Origin of the sequence: Pseudomonas petroselini (assembly GCF_045037875.1) — a bacterium.
Classification (GTDB): Bacteria; Pseudomonadota; Gammaproteobacteria; order Pseudomonadales; family Pseudomonadaceae; genus Aquipseudomonas; species Aquipseudomonas petroselini.
Genome location: NZ_CP173614.1, coordinates 2,206,492 through 2,225,342, shown reverse-complemented (window position 1 = coordinate 2,225,342; position 18,851 = coordinate 2,206,492). Strand labels below are relative to the sequence as shown.

The following is an 18,851-nucleotide window of genomic DNA, read 5'->3' as shown; positions in this document are numbered from 1 at the left end:
GAAGCGTTACAGTCGACCCAGATCGTTGACCAAGGCTAATAACATCACCCCGACCACCAAACTGATACCGATCTGTATCCCCCAACCCTGCACCCGATCCGACAAGGGGCGACCACGCGCCCACTCGACCAGATAAAACAACAGATGCCCCCCATCCAATACCGGAATGGGCAGCAAATTCAGAACACCCAGGCTAATACTCAGATAAGCCAGGAAATTCAGGAAATCCGCGACACCCGACTGGGCAGAAGCGCCCGCCACTTTAGCAATGGTTATCGGCCCACTCAAGTTTTTTACCGAGAGCTCGCCGAACAACATTTTCTTGAGCGATTCGAGGGTCAGTACACTCATGGTCCAAGTGCGTTTTGCACCCTCGCCAATGGCAGCCAACGGCCCGAAGCTGATTTCGCGCACCATCGATGGCGGCCAATCGACACCTTTGACCCCGGCACCCAGGTAACCCCCGGCCGCCTTGGCTTCCCCGCGAACCGACAGCGTCACAGGGACGTCGATTTGAGCACCATCGCGCTCAACTTTCAGCACAATTTTGGTATCAGGACGTACACGCACCAAGTCAACCACTTGCTGCCAGTCACCCAGCGGCTGGCCATCGAGGGCCAACAAGCGGTCGCCCGTTTTCAGGCCTGCAGCCTGGGCAGGGCCTTTCGGGTCCAGCTCCGCGAGCACCGGCGGCAAGGCCGGACGCCAGGGGCGTATGCCCAGAGACTTGATCGGATCAGGCTCATCAGCGCCCTTGAGCCAGTGGTCAAGAGCCAGCTCGCGCGGGGTTTCGGTGGTGGAATCCTGCTCGCGCACCACCACGTTGACGGTGCCGCTTTCACCCAGGCGACGTACCAACTGCAAATTGACCGCGCCCCACCCCGTGGTGGGTTCGCCATCAATGGAAACAATTTCTTGCCCAGCAACCAACCCAGCCTTGGCAGCGATACTGTCCGACTCGACCGCGCCGATGACCGGACGCACCTGCTGGCTGCCCAGCATGGCCAAGACCCAGAAGAACACCATCGCCAACAGGAAGTTGGCGATCGGACCGGCGGCAACAATGGCGATACGCTGACGAACGGTCTTGCGATTGAAGGATTGGTCCAGTTGGTCTGCCGGCACTTCACCTTCGCGCTCATCGAGCATCTTGACGTAGCCACCCAACGGGATGGCCGCGATCACGAACTCGGTGCCACGGCGGTCGTGCCAGCGCAACAGCGGCATGCCGAAACCGACGGAAAAGCGCAATACCTTGACGCCGCAACGACGCGCCACCCAGAAGTGGCCGAATTCGTGGAAGGTAACCAGCACACCCAGAGCAACCAGGGTGCCGACAATCATGTAAAGCGCACTCATCTAAGTTCTCCGCATTCCTATCCAGTGCCTCAAGACTCAAACCTGCCCACAGGCTAACGCACGTTGCGGTTCAACCATTGTTCCGCCAGGGCCCGGGCCTTGGTATCGGCCTCGAATACTGCCCCCAGATCGCTCACCGTCACAACAGGCTCAAGCGCCAGGACGTCCTCGATGATACTCGCGATCTGCGGAAAGCGGATGCGCCGTTCGAGAAACGCCGCCACCGCCACCTCATTGGCCGCATTCAGCATCGCCGGCGCGCTATTGCCCGCTTCGGCAGCTTGCCGGGCAAGACGCAGACAAGGAAAGCGCTGCTCGTCGGGCGCTTCGAAGTCCAGACGGGCCACGGCAAACAGGTCCAAAGGCGCCACGCCGGAATCGATCCGTTCGGGCCAGGCCAGGGCATTGGCGATCGGGGTGCGCATATCGGGGTTGCCCAACTGCGCCAGGACCGAACCGTCCACGTAGTCGACCAGGGAATGAATCACACTTTGCGGGTGAATCACCACCTCGACCTGATCAGGCCGCGCATCGAACAGCCAGCACGCCTCGATCAGTTCCAACCCCTTGTTCATCATGCTCGCCGAATCCACAGAGATTTTGCGCCCCATGGACCAGTTCGGATGAGCGCACGCCTGGTCGGGCGACACCTGTTCCAGCTCCGCGAGCGGGGTTTTCCGGAACGGCCCCCCGGAGGCGGTCAGCAGGATCCGACGCACACCCACCTGACTCAGGCCACGGGCATAGTCGCCGGGCATGCACTGGAAGATCGCATTGTGTTCGCTATCGAGTGGCAGCAGTACCGCGCCACTTTTGCGCACCGCCTGCATGAAGAGCGCGCCGGACATGACCAGCGCTTCTTTATTGGCCAACAGGATCTTCTTGCCAGCGTCGACGGCCGCCAGGGTTGGACGCAACCCCGCAGCACCGACAATAGCGGCGACCACCGTGTCAACTTCGGCATCGGCCGAGACTTGGCACAACCCCTCCTCCCCGACCAACACCTGAGTCGCAAGCCCGGCAGCCCGCAGGTCATCCTGCAGCGTCCGCGCCGCAGCAGCTTCAGGCACTACCGCAAATCGCGGCGCATGGCGTACGCACAAGGCCAGCAGCTCGCTCATGCGGGTAAACCCGGTGAGGGCGAAAACCTGGTAGCGATCAGGATGGCGCGCAATCACATCCAGGCTGCTCAACCCTACCGAGCCGGTTGCACCCAGCACGGTCACTTGTTGCAGGCGGCTCACGACGCCGTCATCCACAACAGCACGGCAAAGATCGGAATGGCAGCGGTCAGGCTGTCGATGCGGTCCAGCACACCGCCGTGACCCGGCAGCAGGTTGCTGCTGTCCTTGATCCCGGCCTGGCGCTTGAACATGCTTTCGGTGAGGTCACCTACCACAGAGATAAACACGACAATGGCTGTAGCCACCAGCGCCAGGAAGATGTCCTTCACCGCCCAGCCACGCACAACGCCGACGACCAGTGCGATCACCAGCGTCAACGCCAAACCACCGTATACACCCTCCCAGCTCTTGCCCGGACTGACCGCCGGTGCCAGCTTGCGCTTGCCAAAGGCCCGACCTGAGAAGTAGGCACCAATATCCGCCCCCCAGACCAGCACCATGACCGCCAGGATCAGCCAGTTACCCATCGGGTAACGCTTGATCTCAATCAGCCCCTGCCACGCCGGCAGCAGGATCAATAAACCAATCACCAACTTGCAGGCCACGCTCGACCATTGACTGCTGGTGCGCGGGTAAGTCAACACCAGGAATGTCGCCAGCGCCCACCACAGTACTGCCGCACCCAACACCCAAGGTGCAATGTCGGGCAGGATGTACAAGAGAAACGCCAAGGCGGCCACCACGGCGGCATAGGCCACCCGCGGCAACTGTGCGTTGAAACCTGCCAGGCGCGCCCATTCCCAGGCACCCAGGGTGACGACCAGGCCGATAAACAGCGCAAAGCCGGAACCCTCGAGCAGGAAAAACCCACACAAGGCGATCGGCAACAGGATCAGTGCTGTGATGATTCGTTGTTTAAGCATTTAAACCCGGGCTCCAGCTTCGATCTGCTCACTCGTTTTACCGAAGCGACGCTGACGGGAAGCGAAATCGGCCAGCGCTGTACGCATGGCATCGTGTTTGAAGTCCGGCCAGAACAGGTCGGAGAAGTACAGCTCGGTGTAGGCCAGCTGCCACAACAGGAAATTACTGATGCGGTGCTCACCACCGGTACGTATGCACAAGTCAGGCAACGGCAGATCACCGGTTACCAGGCAGGTTTGCAAGAGTTCGGGCGTGATGTCGTCGGGTCGCAGATGGCCGGCCTGCACTTCGCGGGCCAGCCGCTGCGCGGCCTGGGCGATATCCCACTGGCCACCGTAGTTGGCTGCGATCTGCAGCACAAAGCGGTTGGCGCCGGCAGTAATGGCCTCAGCTTCGCGCATGGCAGCCTGCAGTTCCGGATGGAAGCGCGAGCGATCACCAATGATGCGCAGGCAGATGTTGTTGTCATTGAGGCGCTTGGCCTCACGACGCAACGCCCGGAAGAACAAGTCCATCAAGGCGCTGACTTCTTCGGCGGGCCGCTGCCAGTTTTCACTGGAGAACGCGAACAAGGTCAACACTTCGACCTTGGCTTCGGCGCACACCTCGATCACCGCCCGTACCGCATCGACACCCGCTTTATGCCCGGCGACACCCGGCATAAAGCGTTTTTTCGCCCAGCGATTATTCCCATCCATGATGATCGCGACATGGCGCGGCACCACAGAGGGTACAGTCTGCTTGGTCTTTTCCATGAAGGCGTCCTGACCCCTTATACGGCCATCAGGTCCTTTTCTTTTTCTTCCGTGGCCTTAGTGATCTGGGCCTCGGCATCCTTGGTCAGCTTATCGATATCAGCAGTGGCACGACGCTCTTCGTCTTCACTGATTTCCTTGTCCTTGACCAGTTTCTTCAGGTCACCCAGGGCATCGCGACGAATGTTACGCACGGCGACGCGCGCATCTTCGGCAGCGCTGCGCGCCTGCTTGGTGAAGCCCTTACGGGTTTCTTCAGTCAGGGCCGGCATGGAGATCAGCAGCAACTCACCCAGGTTGGTAGGGTTGAGGTTCAGGCCGGCGCTCTGGATCGCCTTGTCGACGGCACCGAGCATGTTGCGCTCGAAGGCCACGACCTGCAGGGTGCGCGAGTCCTTGACCGTGATGTTGGCAACCTGGGTGATGGAAGTATCTGCGCCGTAGTAAGGCACCATCACGCTACCCAGGATGCTCGGGTGCGCCTTGCCGGTACGAATCTGGCCGAATGCGTGCGCCAGAGACTCCAGGGATTTCTGCATACGCTCTTGAGCGTCTTTCTTGATTTCGTTGATCATTGTTGGCCTTCCTCGATCAGAGTCCCTTCTGCGCCGCCGTGTACGATGTTCAGCAGGGCGCCGGGCTTGTTCATGTTAAATACGCGCAGCGGCATCTTGTGGTCGCGGCACAGGCAAATAGCCGTCAGGTCCATCACGCCCAGCTTGCGATCCAGGACTTCATCGTAGGTCAGATGATCGAACTTCTCGGCATGCGGGTCTTTGAATGGGTCTGCGGTGTACACGCCGTCTACCTTGGTCGCCTTGAGCACCACGTCAGCATCGATCTCGATGGCGCGCAGGCACGCTGCCGAGTCGGTGGTGAAGAACGGGTTACCCGTGCCGGCGGCGAAGATCACCACTTCCTTGGCGTTCAGGTGGCGCATGGCTTTGCGGCGATCATAGTGATCGGTCACGCCGACCATGGAAATAGCCGACATCACGATAGCCGAGATATTAGCGCGCTCCAGGGCGTCGCGCATGGCCAGGGCGTTCATCACAGTGGCCAGCATGCCCATGTGATCGCCGGTGACCCGGTCCATGCCGGCCGCACTCAGTGCCGCGCCGCGGAACAGGTTACCGCCGCCGATCACCAGGCCGACCTGTACGCCGATACCGACCAGTTGGCCGACTTCCAGCGCCATGCGGTCGAGCACTTTGGGATCGATCCCGAACTCTTCCGAGCCCATCAGGGCCTCGCCGCTAAGCTTGAGTAGAATGCGTTTATAGCGAGCCTGATAACCACTGCCCTGCTGAGCCATTGCGAATCTCTCCTGCGGCGTATTTTTAAAAATTCTTGGCGAGCCGTTTTACGGCTTGCGTTCACTCTAGCTGGACGCTGTCACAGCGCCATCGGAACACGGCTTTGTAAGCCAGTTCCGAGGGGAAGCCAAATAAAATCGACCTTCCCATTTGAAAAGAGGCTGCGCGCGTGAGCGGGCAGCCTCTTTCGGGCGACAGTTGAAGACTGTCTTATTGCTTGGCGGCAGCCAGCTGGGCAGCAACTTCTTCAGCGAAGTTGTCGACCGGCTTCTCGATGCCTTCGCCTACTTTGAAGTAAGTGAAGGAAACGATTTCAGCACCGGCTTTCTTGGCCAGTTCGCCGACCTTGATTTCAGGGTTCTTGACGAACGCCTGCTCAACCAGGCTTGCTTCAGCCAGGAACTTGCTGATACGGCCCTTGATCATGTTTTCAACGATGTTCTCTGGCTTGCCAGCGATTTTGTCAGCGTTGAGGCTCAGGAACACCGCTTTTTCACGTTCGATTGCGTCAGCAGACACTTCCGATGGCAGCAGGAACTCAGGGTTGCTGGCCGCTACGTGCATAGCGATGTCTTTGGCCAGCTCAACGTTGCCGCCTTTCAGAACAACCGCTACACCGATTTTGTTGCCGTGCAGGTAACCGCCGACAACATCACCTTCAACGCGAACCAGGCGACGGATGTTGACGTTTTCGCCAACCTTGCCGACCAGTACCAGGCGATCAGCTTCTTGAGCTTCGATCAGCGGAGCGGCGTCAGTCAGCTTGTCAGCGAATGCTTTTTCAACGCTGGCAGCAACGAATGCCTTGAAGTCGTCCTGCAGAGCCAGGAAGTCGGTCTGCGAGTTCACTTCCAGCAGAACAGCGGACTTACCGTCTTCTTTCAGAGCGATTGCGCCTTCAGCAGCTACGTTGCCTGCTTTCTTGGCAGCCTTGATGGCGCCGGAGGCACGCATGTCGTCGATGGCTTTTTCGATGTCGCCGCCGGCCTTGGTCAAGGCCTTTTTGCAATCCATCATGCCTTCGCCGGTACGCTCACGCAGTTCTTTAACCAACGCTGCAGTAATCTCTGCCATTTCAAAATCCTCTTGGATAGGTTTTCAACCATTCCACCCGATCAAACGGGCGATCAATTCTTCCCGAATAACCCTTGTAGGCTGCTGCACGTTACAGTCGCTAGGTTGCGCTGCCACAAGTGGGAGCCGACAAATGGTTTTCGAGGTGGCAAAAAGGGGGCCAAGCCCCCTTTTTGCTTACTGAGTCAACGCCAGGGCGTCAATTACTCAGCGGCAGCTACCGGAGCTTCTTCAACGAACTGCTCGGTACCACCAGCAACGTGGTTGCGACCACGGATTACAGCGTCAGCCATCGAACCCATGTACAGCTGGATAGCGCGGATTGCGTCATCGTTGCCTGGGATGATGTAGTCAACGCCTTCCGGGCTGCTGTTGGTATCGACTACGCCGATAACCGGGATGCCCAGCTTGTTGGCTTCGGTGATCGCGATGCGCTCGTGATCAACGTCGATAACGAACAGTGCGTCAGGCAGACCGCCCATGTCCTTGATACCACCCAGGGAACGATCGAGCTTTTCCAAGTCACGGGAGCGCATCAGCGCTTCTTTCTTGGTCAGCTTGGCGAAAGTACCGTCTTCGGCTTGCACTTCAAGGTCACGCAGACGCTTGATGGAAGCACGGATGGTTTTGAAGTTGGTCAGCATGCCGCCCAACCAGCGGTGATCGACGTACGGCGAACCGCAACGTGCTGCTTCTTCAGCAACGATCTTGCCAGCGGAGCGCTTGGTGCCGACGAACAGGATCTTGTTTTTGCCCTGGGCCAGGCGCTCTACGAAAGTCAGTGCTTCGTTGAACATCGGCAGGGTTTTTTCAAGGTTGATAATGTGGATCTTGTTACGCGCGCCGAAAATGTATTTACCCATTTTCGGGTTCCAGTAACGGGTCTGGTGACCGAAGTGCACACCGGCCTTCAGCATATCGCGCATGTTGACTTGGGACATGATAGTTCCTTAATAAGTCGGGTTTGGCCTCCACGTATCCCAATGACCAACCAGCGGCATCAAGGCCTCCGGCACCCAGGTCATCGTGTCGACACGTGTGTGGATTTAAGCTTTGCGGGGTATCCCCGGAAAGCGGCGCATTTTATACCACAGCAAGGGCGAAAACGGAACCCGCAATCACATTTGCCGTGAGCCTCTTTCATGCGACCCTTTGAATAGAGCCAACACCCCCCCACCTTATAGAGAGAAGCGATCATCAGAGGCTCATGATTTGACGCCATGGTCTGTTAGAATCGCGTTTTTTGAGGCTTGTGCGAATTCTGTAACCTTTTGTCGCACGCCCGTAAACCGTATTGATTTCAGCGCGTCGCGCTAGAGAGAGCCTGTATGACCGTTAGCTTGAAAACCGCCGAAGACATCGCTGGCATGCGCATCGCCGGCAAACTGGCTGCCGACGTGCTGGAAATGATCGCCGAGCACGTCAAGCCTGGCGTAACCACCGAAACCCTGAACCAGATCTGCCATGACTATATCGTCAATGTGCAGGGCGCCATTCCTGCGCCGCTGAACTACAAAGGCTTCCCCAAGTCGATCTGCACCTCGGTCAATCACGTGGTCTGCCACGGGATTCCGGGTGACAAGCCGTTGAAAGACGGCGACACCCTGAACATCGACGTCACCGTCATCAAGGACCGCTATTTCGGCGACACCAGCCGCATGTTCCACGTTGGCACCGTACCGGTCTGGGCCGAGCGCCTGTCGCAGGTGACCCAGGAGTGCATGTACAAGGCCATCGAAATCGTCAAGCCCGGCTGCCGCCTGGGCGACATCGGCGAAGTGATCCAGAAGCACGCGGAAAAGAACGGTTTCTCGGTGGTGCGCGAATTCTGCGGCCACGGCATCGGCACCGTTTTCCACGAAGAGCCACAGATCCTGCACTACGGCCGTGCCGGCACCGGCATGGAGCTCAAGGCAGGCATGACCTTCACCATCGAGCCGATGATCAACCAGGGCAAGGCCGACACCAAGGTACTGGGCGACGGCTGGACCGCCATCACCAAGGACCGCAAGCTCTCGGCCCAGTGGGAACACACCCTGCTGGTCACCGAAACCGGCTATGAGATCTTCACCCTGCGTGCGGACGACACGATCCCGCGCGTTTCCGCGTAAGGATCACCCAGGTTTTCCCCAACCGTGTTGTGACTGACTGATAGATAGAAAGGAAAGCCGATCGATGCCCCAGGTGGATCCCGAACTCTTCGACCGCGGCCAGTTCCAGGCCGAACTCGCCCTGAAGGCGAGCCCTATCGCTGCGTTCAAGAAAGCTATCCGCCAGGCCCGCGAGGTGCTCGATGGGCGCTTTCGCAGTGGCCGGGACATCCGCCGGCTGATCGAGGACCGCGCATGGTTCGTCGATAACATCCTGCAAAAAGCCTGGGAACAGTTCAGTTGGAGCGAAGACGCCGACATCGCCCTGGTGGCGGTCGGCGGCTACGGTCGTGGTGAGTTGCACCCCTACTCCGACATCGACCTGCTGATCCTACTGGACAGCGCCGATCATGAGATCTTTCGCGATTCCATCGAGCGTTTTCTGACGTTGCTGTGGGACATCGGCCTGGAAGTCGGCCAGAGCGTGCGCTCGGTGGATGAATGCGCCGAAGAAGCCCGTGCCGACCTCACGGTGATCACCAACCTGATGGAAAGCCGCACCATCGCCGGCCCCGAGCGCCTGCGCCAGCGCATGCTTGAAGTCACCAGCACCGCACACATGTGGCCGAGCAAAGACTTCTTCCTGGCCAAGCGTGCCGAGCAAAAGGCCCGGCACCACAAATACAACGACACCGAATACAACCTGGAACCCAACGTCAAGGGCTCGCCGGGCGGGCTGCGGGATATCCAGACGATTCTGTGGGTAGCGCGTCGCCAGTACGGCACCCTGAACCTTCGCGCCCTGGCTGGCGAAGGCTTCCTGGTGGAGAGCGAAAACGCCCTGCTGGCCTCGTCCCAGGAGTTCCTCTGGAAAGTGCGCTACGCCCTGCACATGCTCGCCGGGCGCTCCGAAGACCGCCTGCTGTTCGACCACCAGCGCTCCATCGCCACCCTGCTGGGCTTTGAGGGCGAGGACGCGAAGACCAGCATCGAAAGCTTCATGCAGCAGTACTACCGGGTGGTCATGAGCATTGCCCAGCTCAGCGACCTGATCATCCAGCACTTCGAAGAAGTGATCCTGGCCCCCGAAGACGAGGCGCCGCCGCAACCGATCAATTCGCGCTTCCAGTTGCACGACGGTTATATCGAGGCGCGCAACGACAATGTATTCCGCCGCACACCGTTCGCCATGCTGGAGATCTTCGTGCTGATGGCCCAGCAGCCGGAAATCAAAGGCGTGCGCGCCGACACCATCCGCCTGCTGCGGGAAAACCGTCACCTGATCGACGACGATTTCCGCAACGATATCCGTAACACCAGCCTGTTCATCGAGCTGTTCAAGTGCAAGATCGGCATCCACCGCAACCTGCGGCGCATGAACCGTTACGGCATCCTCGGGCGCTACTTGCCGGAGTTCGGTTTTATCGTCGGGCAGATGCAGCACGACCTGTTCCACATCTATACCGTGGACGCCCACACCCTGAACCTGATCAAACACCTGCGTAAGCTGCAGTACACCCAGGTGTCAGAGAAATTCCCGCTGGCCAGCAAACTCATGGCCAAGCTGCCCAAGCCCGAGCTGATCTACCTCGCCGGCCTCTACCACGATATCGGCAAAGGCCGGCATGGCGACCACTCGGAGATCGGCGCGGTCGACGCTGAAGCGTTCTGCCAACGTCACCAACTGCCGCTGTGGGACAGCCGCCTGATCGTCTGGCTGGTGCAAAACCACCTGGTGATGTCGACTACCGCCCAGCGCAAGGACTTGTCCGACCCGCAGGTGATCCATGACTTCGCCGGAATAGTCGAGGATGAAACACGCCTGGACTACCTGTACGTACTGACCGTTTCCGACATCAACGCTACCAACCCGACGTTATGGAACTCGTGGCGCGCCAGCCTGCTGCGCCAGCTCTACACCGAGACCAAGCGTGCCCTGCGCCGCGGCCTGGAAAACCCGGTGGACCGCGAAGAGCAGATCCGCCGCACCCAGAGCGCCGCCCTGGATATCCTCGTGCGCGGCGGCAACGACCCGGATGATGTCGAGCAACTGTGGTCGCAACTGGGTGACGACTACTTCCTGCGCCACACCGCCGGCGACGTGGCCTGGCACAGTGACGCGATCCTGCAACAGCCCGCCGATGGGGGCCCGCTGGTGCTGATCAAGGAAACCACCCAGCGCGAATTCGAAGGCGGCACGCAGATCTTCATCTATGCCCCCGACCAGCACGACTTCTTCGCCGTTACCGTGGCGGCCATGGACCAACTCAACCTGAACATCCATGACGCTCGGGTCATCACCTCCAGCAGCCAGTTCACCCTCGACACCTACATCGTGCTCGACACCGAAGGCGAATCCATCGGCGATAACCCGGTGCGGGTGAAGAAGATCCGCGAAGGCCTGACCGAGGCCCTGCGCAACCCGGACGACTACCCGACCATCATCCAGCGCCGGGTCCCGCGCCAGCTCAAGCACTTTGCGTTTGCGCCCCAAGTGACCATTTCCAACGACGCCCAGCGCCCGGTAACCGTGCTGGAGCTCAGCGCACCGGACCGCCCTGGCCTGCTGGCGCGGATCGGCGGGATTTTCCTGGAGTTCGATTTGTCACTACAGAATGCCAAGATTGCGACCTTGGGCGAGCGGGTGGAAGACGTGTTCTTCATTACCGATGCCGATAACCAGCCGCTGTCCGACCCGGAACTGTGTCGCCGCCTGCAGGACGCTATCGTCCAGCAATTGAGCGTGACCCAGGAACCTGGCGTGGAACTGACACGCCTGACTATCTAAAAAACAGGGCCCGTGTGGGAGGGGGCTTGCCCCCGATAGCGGTGGATCAGATAAAAATGCGTTGGCTGTCACACTGCAATCGGGGGCGAGCCCCCTCCCACATTTAAATGACTTAGCCCAGCAGACCGCATGTTTTCAACCGAATTGAACGAGACTTCCATGAACAACGCCCTGAACCAGCTGCAGCCCTATCCGTTCGAGAAACTGCGCGCCCTGCTCGGCAGCGTCACCCCGAACCCGGACAAACGCCCAATCGCGCTGTCCATCGGTGAGCCCAAGCATAAGTCCCCGACGTTTGTCGCCGAAGCGCTGAGCAACAACCTCGATCAAATGGCGGTGTACCCCACCACCCTGGGCATCCCGGCCCTGCGCGAGGCCATCGGCGCCTGGTGCGAACGCCGCTTTGACGTGCCCAAGGGCTGGCTCGACCCGGCGCGCAATATCCTGCCGGTCAACGGCACCCGCGAGGCGCTGTTCGCCTTCACCCAGACCGTGGTCAATCGCGGTGACGACGCGCTCGTGGTCAGCCCGAACCCGTTCTACCAGATCTACGAAGGCGCAGCGTTCCTGGCCGGGGCCAAGCCGCATTACCTGCCGTGCCTGGACGCCAATGGCTTCAATCCGGACTTCGACGCCGTGACGCCGGACATCTGGAAACGCTGCCAGATCCTGTTCCTGTGCTCCCCCGGCAACCCGACCGGCGCGTTGATCCCGGTCGACACCCTGAAAAAACTCATCGCCCTGGCCGACGAATACGACTTCGTTATTGCTGCCGACGAGTGCTACAGCGAGCTGTACTTCGACGAGCAAACCCCGCCACCGGGCCTGCTCAGCGCCTGCGTCGAGCTGGGCCGCCAGGACTTCAAGCGTTGCGTGGTGTTCCACAGCCTGTCCAAGCGCTCCAACCTGCCAGGCCTGCGCTCCGGGTTCGTGGCCGGCGACGCCGACATCCTCAAGGGGTTCCTGCTGTACCGCACCTACCACGGCTGCGCGATGCCGGTGCAAACCCAGCTGGCCAGCATCGCGGCCTGGCAAGATGAAGCCCACGTGCAGGCCAACCGTGACCTGTACCGGGAAAAATTCGACGCCGTACTGGCGATCCTCAAGCCGGTGCTGGACGTACAAAGCCCGGATGGCGGGTTCTACCTGTGGCCAAAGGTAAAGGGCGACGATGCGGCCTTCTGCCGCGACTTGTTCGTCGAAGAACACGTGACCGTGGTGCCGGGCTCGTACCTGTCGCGGGAGGTGGACGGTGTCAATCCAGGCGCGGGGCGCGTGCGCCTGGCCTTGGTTGCGCCGCTGGGGGAATGCGTGGAAGCAGCTGAGCGGATTCGGGATTTCATTCAGCGGCGCTGATAAGCCAGATACAAAAAAGCCCAGCGCATCACGCTGGGCTTCTTACTTTCACAGCGCCCTACTCTATCTCGGTACCTGACGCCGCGCTGCCAAGGTTCAATCCCTCGCACGCTGCGTTAAGTTCAGCGAAGGAGTTAGGCATCTTTCCGCTTTTCAACATCGCAGTGAAAACAGCGTAAACGTCGTTTTTATCACCCGCCTTTCGCAGTGTTCGCTCATCATTGAGCCATGCGTAAATGATGGTCTTTGGCGCATCCGACCTGAACTGGAAGAACAACCGATAACGCGGCAGCATGCCCTGCTTTTTAACCCGGAACCAATGTAGAAAATCACGACCGAGGGTCTTACCCTGACGATAACAAGGGTGCGCAGGATCGGCGGGTACGTTACGCAGAATATTGCAGGTCACAGCATCAAACAATTTATACGCAGGGTGATGATGAAAACCAGCTGGATCACTGGCAGCGGCCCGCTCTATTTCAACAGTGAGCTCCTCAAGGCGCAGAACGAAAAACGGGTGAGCATAAAGAGCCCACCCGTTTTCGATATGAACGGTACTTTCGGTCACGCTCAACCTTCTTGTAGCTCACGACGCCGATTAGCATCGGCTTGAGCACGAAGGGTTTCAATTCGTTTCACCAAACCACGTGGTAGAGGCAGGACACTGTCGGGGTTTGCTTTGATGTCGTCATCAAGCAACTCCAAGAAACCGGCACCTGCCTGTAACTCGGCTTTTTTTTCAGTAAACGAGACGACATTGCCTTTAGACATGACCTCTCTCCTTAAAATTTTCTTTAATTTCATCCAGTTATTTATTCGCTCAAGCCTGAAGCGAGTCAATCACTGAAATACACTGAACGACCTTAGGATCAATGTAGAACACTATTGATCACGAGGAGGGCATTTAACACTATAAAAGCCCCTGAGCGACAACGTCCCGATAGATGGAGAGCCCAGCGCCGCCAGGTACAAACAGACCTTACTTAATGTGTCCCAGATTCGCCTCACTCATATCCAACTCCGCCAATACCTCCCTCAAGACATCATCACCAATCTGGTGATGACGGCTCAAGCTATACAACTCCAACCGCTGCGCCCGCAGCGCCTTGAGACGCAGCTTTCGTTCAAGCAGATCCATTTGCCGCGCCAGCGCCTGGGCTTCCGCCGAGTCGTTGAACACGTCCAGTTGATGGCGATACTCAGACATCAACCGTGCCTTCAACTCGGCGGCGAGTGCGGCTTGGGCAGCGTCCTGGGTTTCGGTTTCAACAGGTTCCTCGGCCTCCAGGGCATGAATCGCGGCAACGGCTGTTTTCTTCCAGGCTTCGCGGACTTCGTTATGACGCTTCTCATCCGGGCTTTTCTCAATGCCGCGCAACAACAGCGGCAACGCGATGCAAGCGGCGATCAACGACAGGAGGATCACCCCGGCGGCGATGAAGATCAGCAGGTCACGCTCGGGGAAATCCTGGCCCGGCGCCAGCAGCAAGGGCACCGACATCACACCGGCCAGAGTGACCGCACCACGCACACCCCCCACCGTCAACAGCCAGCACGAACGGGCTGTGGGCACCAGGGTCAGCTCGCTTTTCCCACGTAACCGCCGCAGTAAACCCGACAGCCGCCAGATGCTCTGTACCCAGATGAACCGCAGCACCACCAGCACCAGGAAGATCGCGATCACATCCAGGCAGCGATAAAACAGCGTGGGCCACAGCGTCGGCTCATGACTGACCACGGCCTTGATGATGTCCGGCAGTTGCAGGCCCAGCAGCAGGAAAATCAGGCCGTTGAAGGCAAACTCCAGCAACGACCACACGCTGCGATTGAGCAAGCGCGTACTGGTCTGGCGTGGCAGCAGGTCGAGCCAGCTTTGCATCATGCCTGCCGCCACCGCCGACAGGATGCCCGATGCGCCCAGGCGTTCGGCCAGCACATAGGCCGCAAACGGCAGCAGCAACATGAAGACCACGTGGGTGGCCGGATCATCCCAGCCCCGCGCAATCATCCAGGCGCGCAGCCGGCCGACCAGCCAACTGAGCGCCACACCGACCGCCAGGCCGCCGACCGCCACCAGGACAAAGGTCAGGCTCGCATCGGCCAGGGAAAACACCCCGGTCAGCGCCGCCGCCAGGGCGAACTTGAAGGTCACCAGGCCCGAGGCATCGTTCATCAGCGCCTCGCCTTGGAGCATATGCATCAACGGCGTCGGCAAGCGGTTCTGGGCAATGGCCGACACCGCCACGGCGTCCGTCGGCGACAACACGGCCGCCAGGGCGAAGGCCACCGGCAACGGGATCGCAGGCAACAGCCAGTGAATGAAGTAGCCGGCACCGACCACCGTAAACAGCACCAACCCCACCGCCAGCGTCAGGATCGGCCCGCGCAGGCGCCATAACTCGCGCTTGGGCATGCGCCAGCCATCAGAAAACAGTAGGGGCGGCAGGAACAGAAACAGGAACAGCTCCGGGTCCAACGCCACATGCAACCCTAGCGTCGGCCAGGCCAGCAGGGCACCGGCGGCAATTTGCACCAGCGGTAACGGCAGAGGGATGATACGCCCGACCAGACGCGAAACGCTGACCAGCATCAGCAGGATAAGAACGGTGTAGGCGGTTTGCATAAAACAGGTTTCCCGGACAATCGACTTGCAACGACACACATCAGGCAACAAGTGGCCGTTGAAGTGCCATATTACCCGGCTATGTTAGCGGCTATGCCGCGCAGTGGCTTTTGCACAAAAGTCGCACAGCGCTGACGAGCGGCACCCAAACCCGCTGGTCGTGGCATAATCCGTGACCCTTTTGTATCTGCCGTCGAAAATCAGCCAGGAATGCACATGCTAGAACGCATTACCGCGAAGGAAATCATCAGGCAGAGTCAGCAAGGCATCTCTGTTCAGCCATTCCTGATCAGGGCCGAGGACAATCAAACCTACTTCGTGAAAGGGCTATCCAGAGCGCTTGGCAATGGTCTGGTTTCAGAGGCATTAAGTGCCGAACTGGGTAAACATTTGGGCTTGCCCATCCCTCCTTGGAGGGTAATGGATATCCCACAAAGCCTGATCGACTTCAGCGTTATCGACGGTGTAGACGACCTGAGTGGCGGCCCCGCCTTCGCCTCACTTCAAATCGAAAATGCGTCCGATCTCATGTGGGCAAACCTCAATGCTCTGCCAGACGGCTTGAAAAGAACTGTCCTGCTTTTTGACTGGTGGATTCTCAACGGTGACCGTGGACTCGGAGAGGTTGGTGGCAACGTCAACCTGATTCTTGATCCAAAAGGTGATCTCGTCGTGATTGATCATAATGTAGCGTTTGATCCACACCTTAGCCTCGAAGAGTTCAGGACATACCATGTCTTCAGAGAGCAGCTAGGATCGTTTGAGGGCAACCTGCTCGCTCGTCTGGATTACTTGCCAATGCTTGACGCTGCCATTGCCGACTGGGGTAGGATCATCTCCCTTCTACCGGAGGAATGGCTGTGGCGCGACCATGATCCGGACGACGAGTACGAACCAACCCTTCAGCAAAGGCTTCAAATACTGGAAAGGTTCAAGGATGAGCAATTCTGGGGGCAACTATGAAATTTATCTGTAATTACTCGATTCTCAGGTTCCTGCCTTACCCGGAAACGGGCGAGTTCGTGAATATTGGAATCGTACTGCTCGCAAATACCGGGGAGTTCAGATTCAAAATCGCTGCAAAACGTCAGCGCGTTACCCGATTCTTCGAGACCCTCGAGCACAAAGTTTATCTTCGTGCCAAGAGTGAAGTTGAAGACGAGTTCAATCGCCTGGCTGATTTCTTCGCCCGCCATAAAAATGAGACAAGCCTGCTGACGAGCACCTTCAAGCACCTCATCCACCCACGCGAAACGATGATGCGCTTCAGTCAACCTGGATCTATGGCGGCCGAAAACGTTGCACAGGCTCTGGACGAGCTGTTCGAGCACTATGTGAACCATAGTTTTGCAAACAAGGAATACCAGGAAAAAGTCCTGGAGCGACAGCTCGGCAGCCTTTTGGCGTCGTCGAATTTGAAGCAACGCTACAAGGAACAACGCTTAGGCACGAAAGATTACGATGTCAGGTTTCCATTTGTCCTGCTCGCCGACCAGGTTGCCGAACAGGCCATAAAACCGATTTTCTTTGGCCAGGCTGAGCCAGCAAAAATACTTGAGCATGGTGACGCGTGGCTTTCAAAAGTCATGCGCCTGAACAAAGCTGACAAATTGGCCAAAGACACTTTATTCATTGCCGAACCACCTGCTGCGGGAAAGGCTAAGCTTTTAAAGGCTTATCACGAGGTAACCCAGGCACTGGCTGAATTCGACGGTGTAAGGGTTATCAGTGCGCACATCCCCAACGCGCAAAAACTCCAGGAAATAGCGCGAGGCGTCCCACAGACGCCTCACTAGAGACAGCCCGGCCAAGCGCCGGGCTTTTTATGCCCGCGCCTCTGAGACTTTGGCGGCGCAACCCTCTCTTGTCGTCGCGCAATCGTCATCACCTACCCGTATACAGACTGTCGCGGCGCCAAGCGAATTGGCGTGGCATAATCCGTGATCTTTCGTTTTAAGCAGCCCAAAGGGGGGCAATTCCTTGACCGCTTCAAGCAAAACGTTGCACCTTTTCGGCATCAAAGCCTGCGACACCATGAAAAAGGCGCGTACCTGGCTCGATGAGCACGGCGTCAACTATGAGTTTCACGACTACAAAACGGCCGGTATCGACCGCGAACACTTGACCCAATGGTGCAACGAGCACGGTTGGCAGGTGGTTTTGAACCGTGCGGGCACCACCTTTCGCAAACTCGAAGACGAACGCAAAGCCGATCTCGATCAGTCGAAAGCCATTGAATTGATGCTCGCACAACCCTCGATGATCAAGCGCCCAGTGCTCGATCTCGGTGACAGAACCCTGATTGGCTTCAAGCCAGATAGTTATTCGGCGGCCCTCAAGTAGGTCAGCCCTTTCCATTTTGTAGAGGTAACAGCATGTCCAATTCCCTGTTCAGCCTGGGCTTCGGCGTCGGCACTCAGAACCGCCAAGGTGCTTGGCTGGAAGTGTTTTACGCACAACCGTTGCTCAACCCATCGGCTGAAATTGTCGCCGCCATCGCACCGATCCTCGGTTACAGCGAAGGCAACCAGGCGATTACGTTCACCGTCACCCAGGCCCTGCAATTGGCAGACGCGCTCAAAGGTGTTGATGCCACCCAAGCCGCGCTGCTGAGCCGCCTGGCTGAAAGCCACACCCCGCTGGTCGCCACCGTGCTGGCCGAAGACGCGGCACTGACCTCCACCCCCGAGGCCTACCTCAAGCTGCACCTGCTGTCCCACCGCCTGGTCAAGCCGCACGGTCTGAGCCTGGCCGGTGTGTTCCCGCAGTTGCCGAACGTGGCCTGGACCAGCCAGGGCGCGATCGACATCGCGGAATTGGCCGAGCGCCAGCTGGAAGCCCGCCTGCGCGGCGAGCTGCTGGAAGTGTTCTCGGTGGACAAGTTCCCGAAAATGACCGACTACGTCGTGCCAAGCGGCGTACGTATCGCTGACGCCGCGCGTATCCGCCTGGGCGCCTACGTGGGCGAAGGCACCACCGTGATGCACGAAGGCTTCGTCAACTTCAACGCCGGCACCGAAGGTCCGGGCATGATCGAAGGCCGTGTATCGGCGGGCGTGTTCGTCGGCAAGGGCTCGGACCTGGGCGGCGGTTGCTCAACCATGGGCACCCTGTCGGGCGGCGGCAACATCGTGATCAAGGTGGGCGAAGGCTGCCTGATCGGCGCCAACGCCGGTATCGGTATCCCGTTGGGCGACCGCAACACCGTGGAGTCGGGCTTGTACGTCACTGCCGGCACGAAGGTTGCGCTGCTGGACGAACAAAACCAACTGGTCAAAGTGGTCAAGGCACGTGAGCTGGCCGGCCAGCCGGACCTGCTGTTCCGCCGCAACTCGGAGACCGGTGCGGTGGAGTGCAAAACCCACAAATCGGCCATCGAACTGAACGAAGCGCTGCACGCTCACAACTAAGCAGCCACTCGATGCCACTAGCGGGCCCCGCC

At 58.9% G+C, this 18,851-nt stretch carries 18 protein-coding genes; 7 read left to right on the top strand and 11 right to left on the bottom strand.

Annotation, left to right across the window (positions count from 1 at the left end; translation table 11 throughout):
- Nucleotides 1–6: 6 nt before the first annotated feature.
- The 8 genes from rseP to rpsB all read right to left on the bottom strand — a co-directional run bounded on the left by rseP (nt 7) and on the right by rpsB (nt 7,493).
- A complete protein-coding gene (rseP, locus tag ACI512_RS10330; protein ID WP_231809166.1) occupies nt 7–1,359 on the bottom strand; it encodes a sigma E protease regulator RseP in 1,353 nt (450 codons plus the stop codon).
- A gap of 53 nt (nt 1,360–1,412) precedes the next feature.
- Entirely contained in the window at nt 1,413–2,603 is a 1,191-nt protein-coding gene (ispC, locus tag ACI512_RS10325; RefSeq protein ID WP_012722599.1) for a 1-deoxy-D-xylulose-5-phosphate reductoisomerase, read from the bottom strand.
- Entirely contained in the window at nt 2,600–3,406 is an 807-nt protein-coding gene (locus tag ACI512_RS10320) for a phosphatidate cytidylyltransferase (RefSeq protein ID WP_012722598.1), read from the bottom strand. Before ACI512_RS10320 ends, ispC begins: the two co-directional genes overlap by 4 nt.
- A complete protein-coding gene (uppS, locus tag ACI512_RS10315; RefSeq protein WP_012722597.1) occupies nt 3,407–4,162 on the bottom strand; it encodes a polyprenyl diphosphate synthase in 756 nt (251 codons plus the stop codon). It lies immediately after the preceding gene.
- 17 nt (nt 4,163–4,179) lie between these two features.
- Nucleotides 4,180–4,737 (bottom strand): ribosome recycling factor, encoded by a 558-nt coding sequence (frr, locus tag ACI512_RS10310; RefSeq protein ID WP_064054962.1) that lies wholly within the window; start codon nt 4,735–4,737, stop codon nt 4,180–4,182.
- Nucleotides 4,734–5,477, bottom strand: coding sequence for a UMP kinase (gene pyrH / locus ACI512_RS10305; RefSeq protein WP_003172271.1), 744 nt, complete (start codon nt 5,475–5,477; stop codon nt 4,734–4,736). The genes frr and pyrH overlap by 4 nt, the downstream gene beginning before the upstream one ends.
- Nucleotides 5,478–5,688: 211 nt before the next feature.
- Nucleotides 5,689–6,552 carry a translation elongation factor Ts gene (gene tsf / locus ACI512_RS10300; protein WP_012722595.1) on the bottom strand — a complete coding sequence of 288 codons (864 nt, stop codon included), beginning with the start codon at nt 6,550–6,552 and terminating at the stop codon, nt 5,689–5,691.
- Between the two features lie 203 nt (nt 6,553–6,755).
- Complete coding sequence (gene rpsB / locus ACI512_RS10295; RefSeq protein ID WP_003189158.1) at nt 6,756–7,493, bottom strand: 30S ribosomal protein S2; 738 nt, start codon at nt 7,491–7,493, stop codon at nt 6,756–6,758.
- A 387-nt stretch (nt 7,494–7,880) separates the two neighbouring features.
- Between rpsB and map the strand changes: the two genes are divergently transcribed.
- From map to dapC, 3 genes are all read left to right on the top strand, one after another.
- Nucleotides 7,881–8,663, top strand: coding sequence for a type I methionyl aminopeptidase (gene map / locus ACI512_RS10290; protein ID WP_012722594.1), 783 nt, complete (start codon nt 7,881–7,883; stop codon nt 8,661–8,663).
- A 64-nt stretch (nt 8,664–8,727) separates the two neighbouring features.
- Nucleotides 8,728–11,430: a [protein-PII] uridylyltransferase gene (locus ACI512_RS10285; RefSeq protein ID WP_012722593.1), complete on the top strand. Its 2,703-nt coding sequence runs from the start codon at nt 8,728–8,730 to the stop codon at nt 11,428–11,430.
- A 159-nt stretch (nt 11,431–11,589) separates the two neighbouring features.
- Entirely contained in the window at nt 11,590–12,786 is a 1,197-nt protein-coding gene (gene dapC, locus ACI512_RS10280) for a succinyldiaminopimelate transaminase (RefSeq protein WP_012722592.1), read from the top strand.
- A 58-nt stretch (nt 12,787–12,844) separates the two neighbouring features.
- On the opposite strand, the gene ACI512_RS10275 is transcribed toward dapC, so the two are convergent.
- From ACI512_RS10275 to ACI512_RS10265, 3 genes are all read right to left on the bottom strand, one after another.
- Entirely contained in the window at nt 12,845–13,354 is a 510-nt protein-coding gene (locus ACI512_RS10275; protein WP_236378939.1) for a type II toxin-antitoxin system YhaV family toxin, read from the bottom strand.
- Nucleotides 13,355–13,356: 2 nt separating this feature from the next.
- On the bottom strand, nt 13,357–13,557 hold the full coding sequence (locus tag ACI512_RS10270) for a hypothetical protein (protein WP_064054960.1): 201 nt from the start codon (nt 13,555–13,557) through the stop codon (nt 13,357–13,359).
- 208 nt (nt 13,558–13,765) lie between these two features.
- The gene (locus ACI512_RS10265; RefSeq protein ID WP_064054959.1) at nt 13,766–15,409 is read right to left on the bottom strand and encodes a Na+/H+ antiporter; all 1,644 of its coding nucleotides are present in this window, start codon (nt 15,407–15,409) and stop codon (nt 13,766–13,768) included.
- Between the two features lie 216 nt (nt 15,410–15,625).
- Between ACI512_RS10265 and ACI512_RS10260 the strand changes: the two genes are divergently transcribed.
- From ACI512_RS10260 to dapD, 4 genes are all read left to right on the top strand, one after another.
- On the top strand, nt 15,626–16,372 hold the full coding sequence (locus ACI512_RS10260) for a HipA family kinase (protein ID WP_231809178.1): 747 nt from the start codon (nt 15,626–15,628) through the stop codon (nt 16,370–16,372).
- Nucleotides 16,369–17,205: a DUF3037 domain-containing protein gene (locus tag ACI512_RS10255; protein ID WP_236378936.1), complete on the top strand. Its 837-nt coding sequence runs from the start codon at nt 16,369–16,371 to the stop codon at nt 17,203–17,205. Before ACI512_RS10260 ends, ACI512_RS10255 begins: the two co-directional genes overlap by 4 nt.
- A 238-nt stretch (nt 17,206–17,443) precedes the next feature.
- Nucleotides 17,444–17,752: an arsenate reductase gene (locus ACI512_RS10250; protein WP_231501198.1), complete on the top strand. Its 309-nt coding sequence runs from the start codon at nt 17,444–17,446 to the stop codon at nt 17,750–17,752.
- A gap of 32 nt (nt 17,753–17,784) precedes the next feature.
- Nucleotides 17,785–18,819, top strand: a complete 1,035-nt coding sequence (dapD, locus tag ACI512_RS10245) for a 2,3,4,5-tetrahydropyridine-2,6-dicarboxylate N-succinyltransferase (protein ID WP_012722589.1) — start codon at nt 17,785–17,787, stop codon at nt 18,817–18,819.
- Nucleotides 18,820–18,851: the final 32 nt, after the last annotated feature.

What these genes read in the sequence shown, in the direction of transcription:
- ACI512_RS10260 (WP_231809178.1), top strand. Translation starts at nt 15,626, where the DNA reads ATGCTAGAACGCATTACCGCGAAGGAAATCATCAGGCAGAGTCAGCAA.
- ACI512_RS10250 (WP_231501198.1), top strand. Translation starts at nt 17,444, where the DNA reads ATGAAAAAGGCGCGTACCTGGCTCGATGAGCACGGCGTCAACTATGAG.
- dapC (WP_012722592.1), top strand. Translation starts at nt 11,590, where the DNA reads ATGAACAACGCCCTGAACCAGCTGCAGCCCTATCCGTTCGAGAAACTG.
- ACI512_RS10255 (WP_236378936.1), top strand. Translation starts at nt 16,369, where the DNA reads ATGAAATTTATCTGTAATTACTCGATTCTCAGGTTCCTGCCTTACCCG.
- frr (WP_064054962.1), bottom strand. Translation starts at nt 4,737, where the DNA reads ATGATCAACGAAATCAAGAAAGACGCTCAAGAGCGTATGCAGAAATCC.
- ACI512_RS10265 (WP_064054959.1), bottom strand. Translation starts at nt 15,409, where the DNA reads ATGCAAACCGCCTACACCGTTCTTATCCTGCTGATGCTGGTCAGCGTT.
- pyrH (WP_003172271.1), bottom strand. Translation starts at nt 5,477, where the DNA reads ATGGCTCAGCAGGGCAGTGGTTATCAGGCTCGCTATAAACGCATTCTA.
- dapD (WP_012722589.1), top strand. Translation starts at nt 17,785, where the DNA reads ATGTCCAATTCCCTGTTCAGCCTGGGCTTCGGCGTCGGCACTCAGAAC.
- map (WP_012722594.1), top strand. Translation starts at nt 7,881, where the DNA reads ATGACCGTTAGCTTGAAAACCGCCGAAGACATCGCTGGCATGCGCATC.
- ACI512_RS10270 (WP_064054960.1), bottom strand. Translation starts at nt 13,557, where the DNA reads ATGTCTAAAGGCAATGTCGTCTCGTTTACTGAAAAAAAAGCCGAGTTA.
- ACI512_RS10320 (WP_012722598.1), bottom strand. Translation starts at nt 3,406, where the DNA reads ATGCTTAAACAACGAATCATCACAGCACTGATCCTGTTGCCGATCGCC.
- rseP (WP_231809166.1), bottom strand. Translation starts at nt 1,359, where the DNA reads ATGAGTGCGCTTTACATGATTGTCGGCACCCTGGTTGCTCTGGGTGTG.
- uppS (WP_012722597.1), bottom strand. Translation starts at nt 4,162, where the DNA reads ATGGAAAAGACCAAGCAGACTGTACCCTCTGTGGTGCCGCGCCATGTC.
- tsf (WP_012722595.1), bottom strand. Translation starts at nt 6,552, where the DNA reads ATGGCAGAGATTACTGCAGCGTTGGTTAAAGAACTGCGTGAGCGTACC.
- ACI512_RS10285 (WP_012722593.1), top strand. Translation starts at nt 8,728, where the DNA reads ATGCCCCAGGTGGATCCCGAACTCTTCGACCGCGGCCAGTTCCAGGCC.
- rpsB (WP_003189158.1), bottom strand. Translation starts at nt 7,493, where the DNA reads ATGTCCCAAGTCAACATGCGCGATATGCTGAAGGCCGGTGTGCACTTC.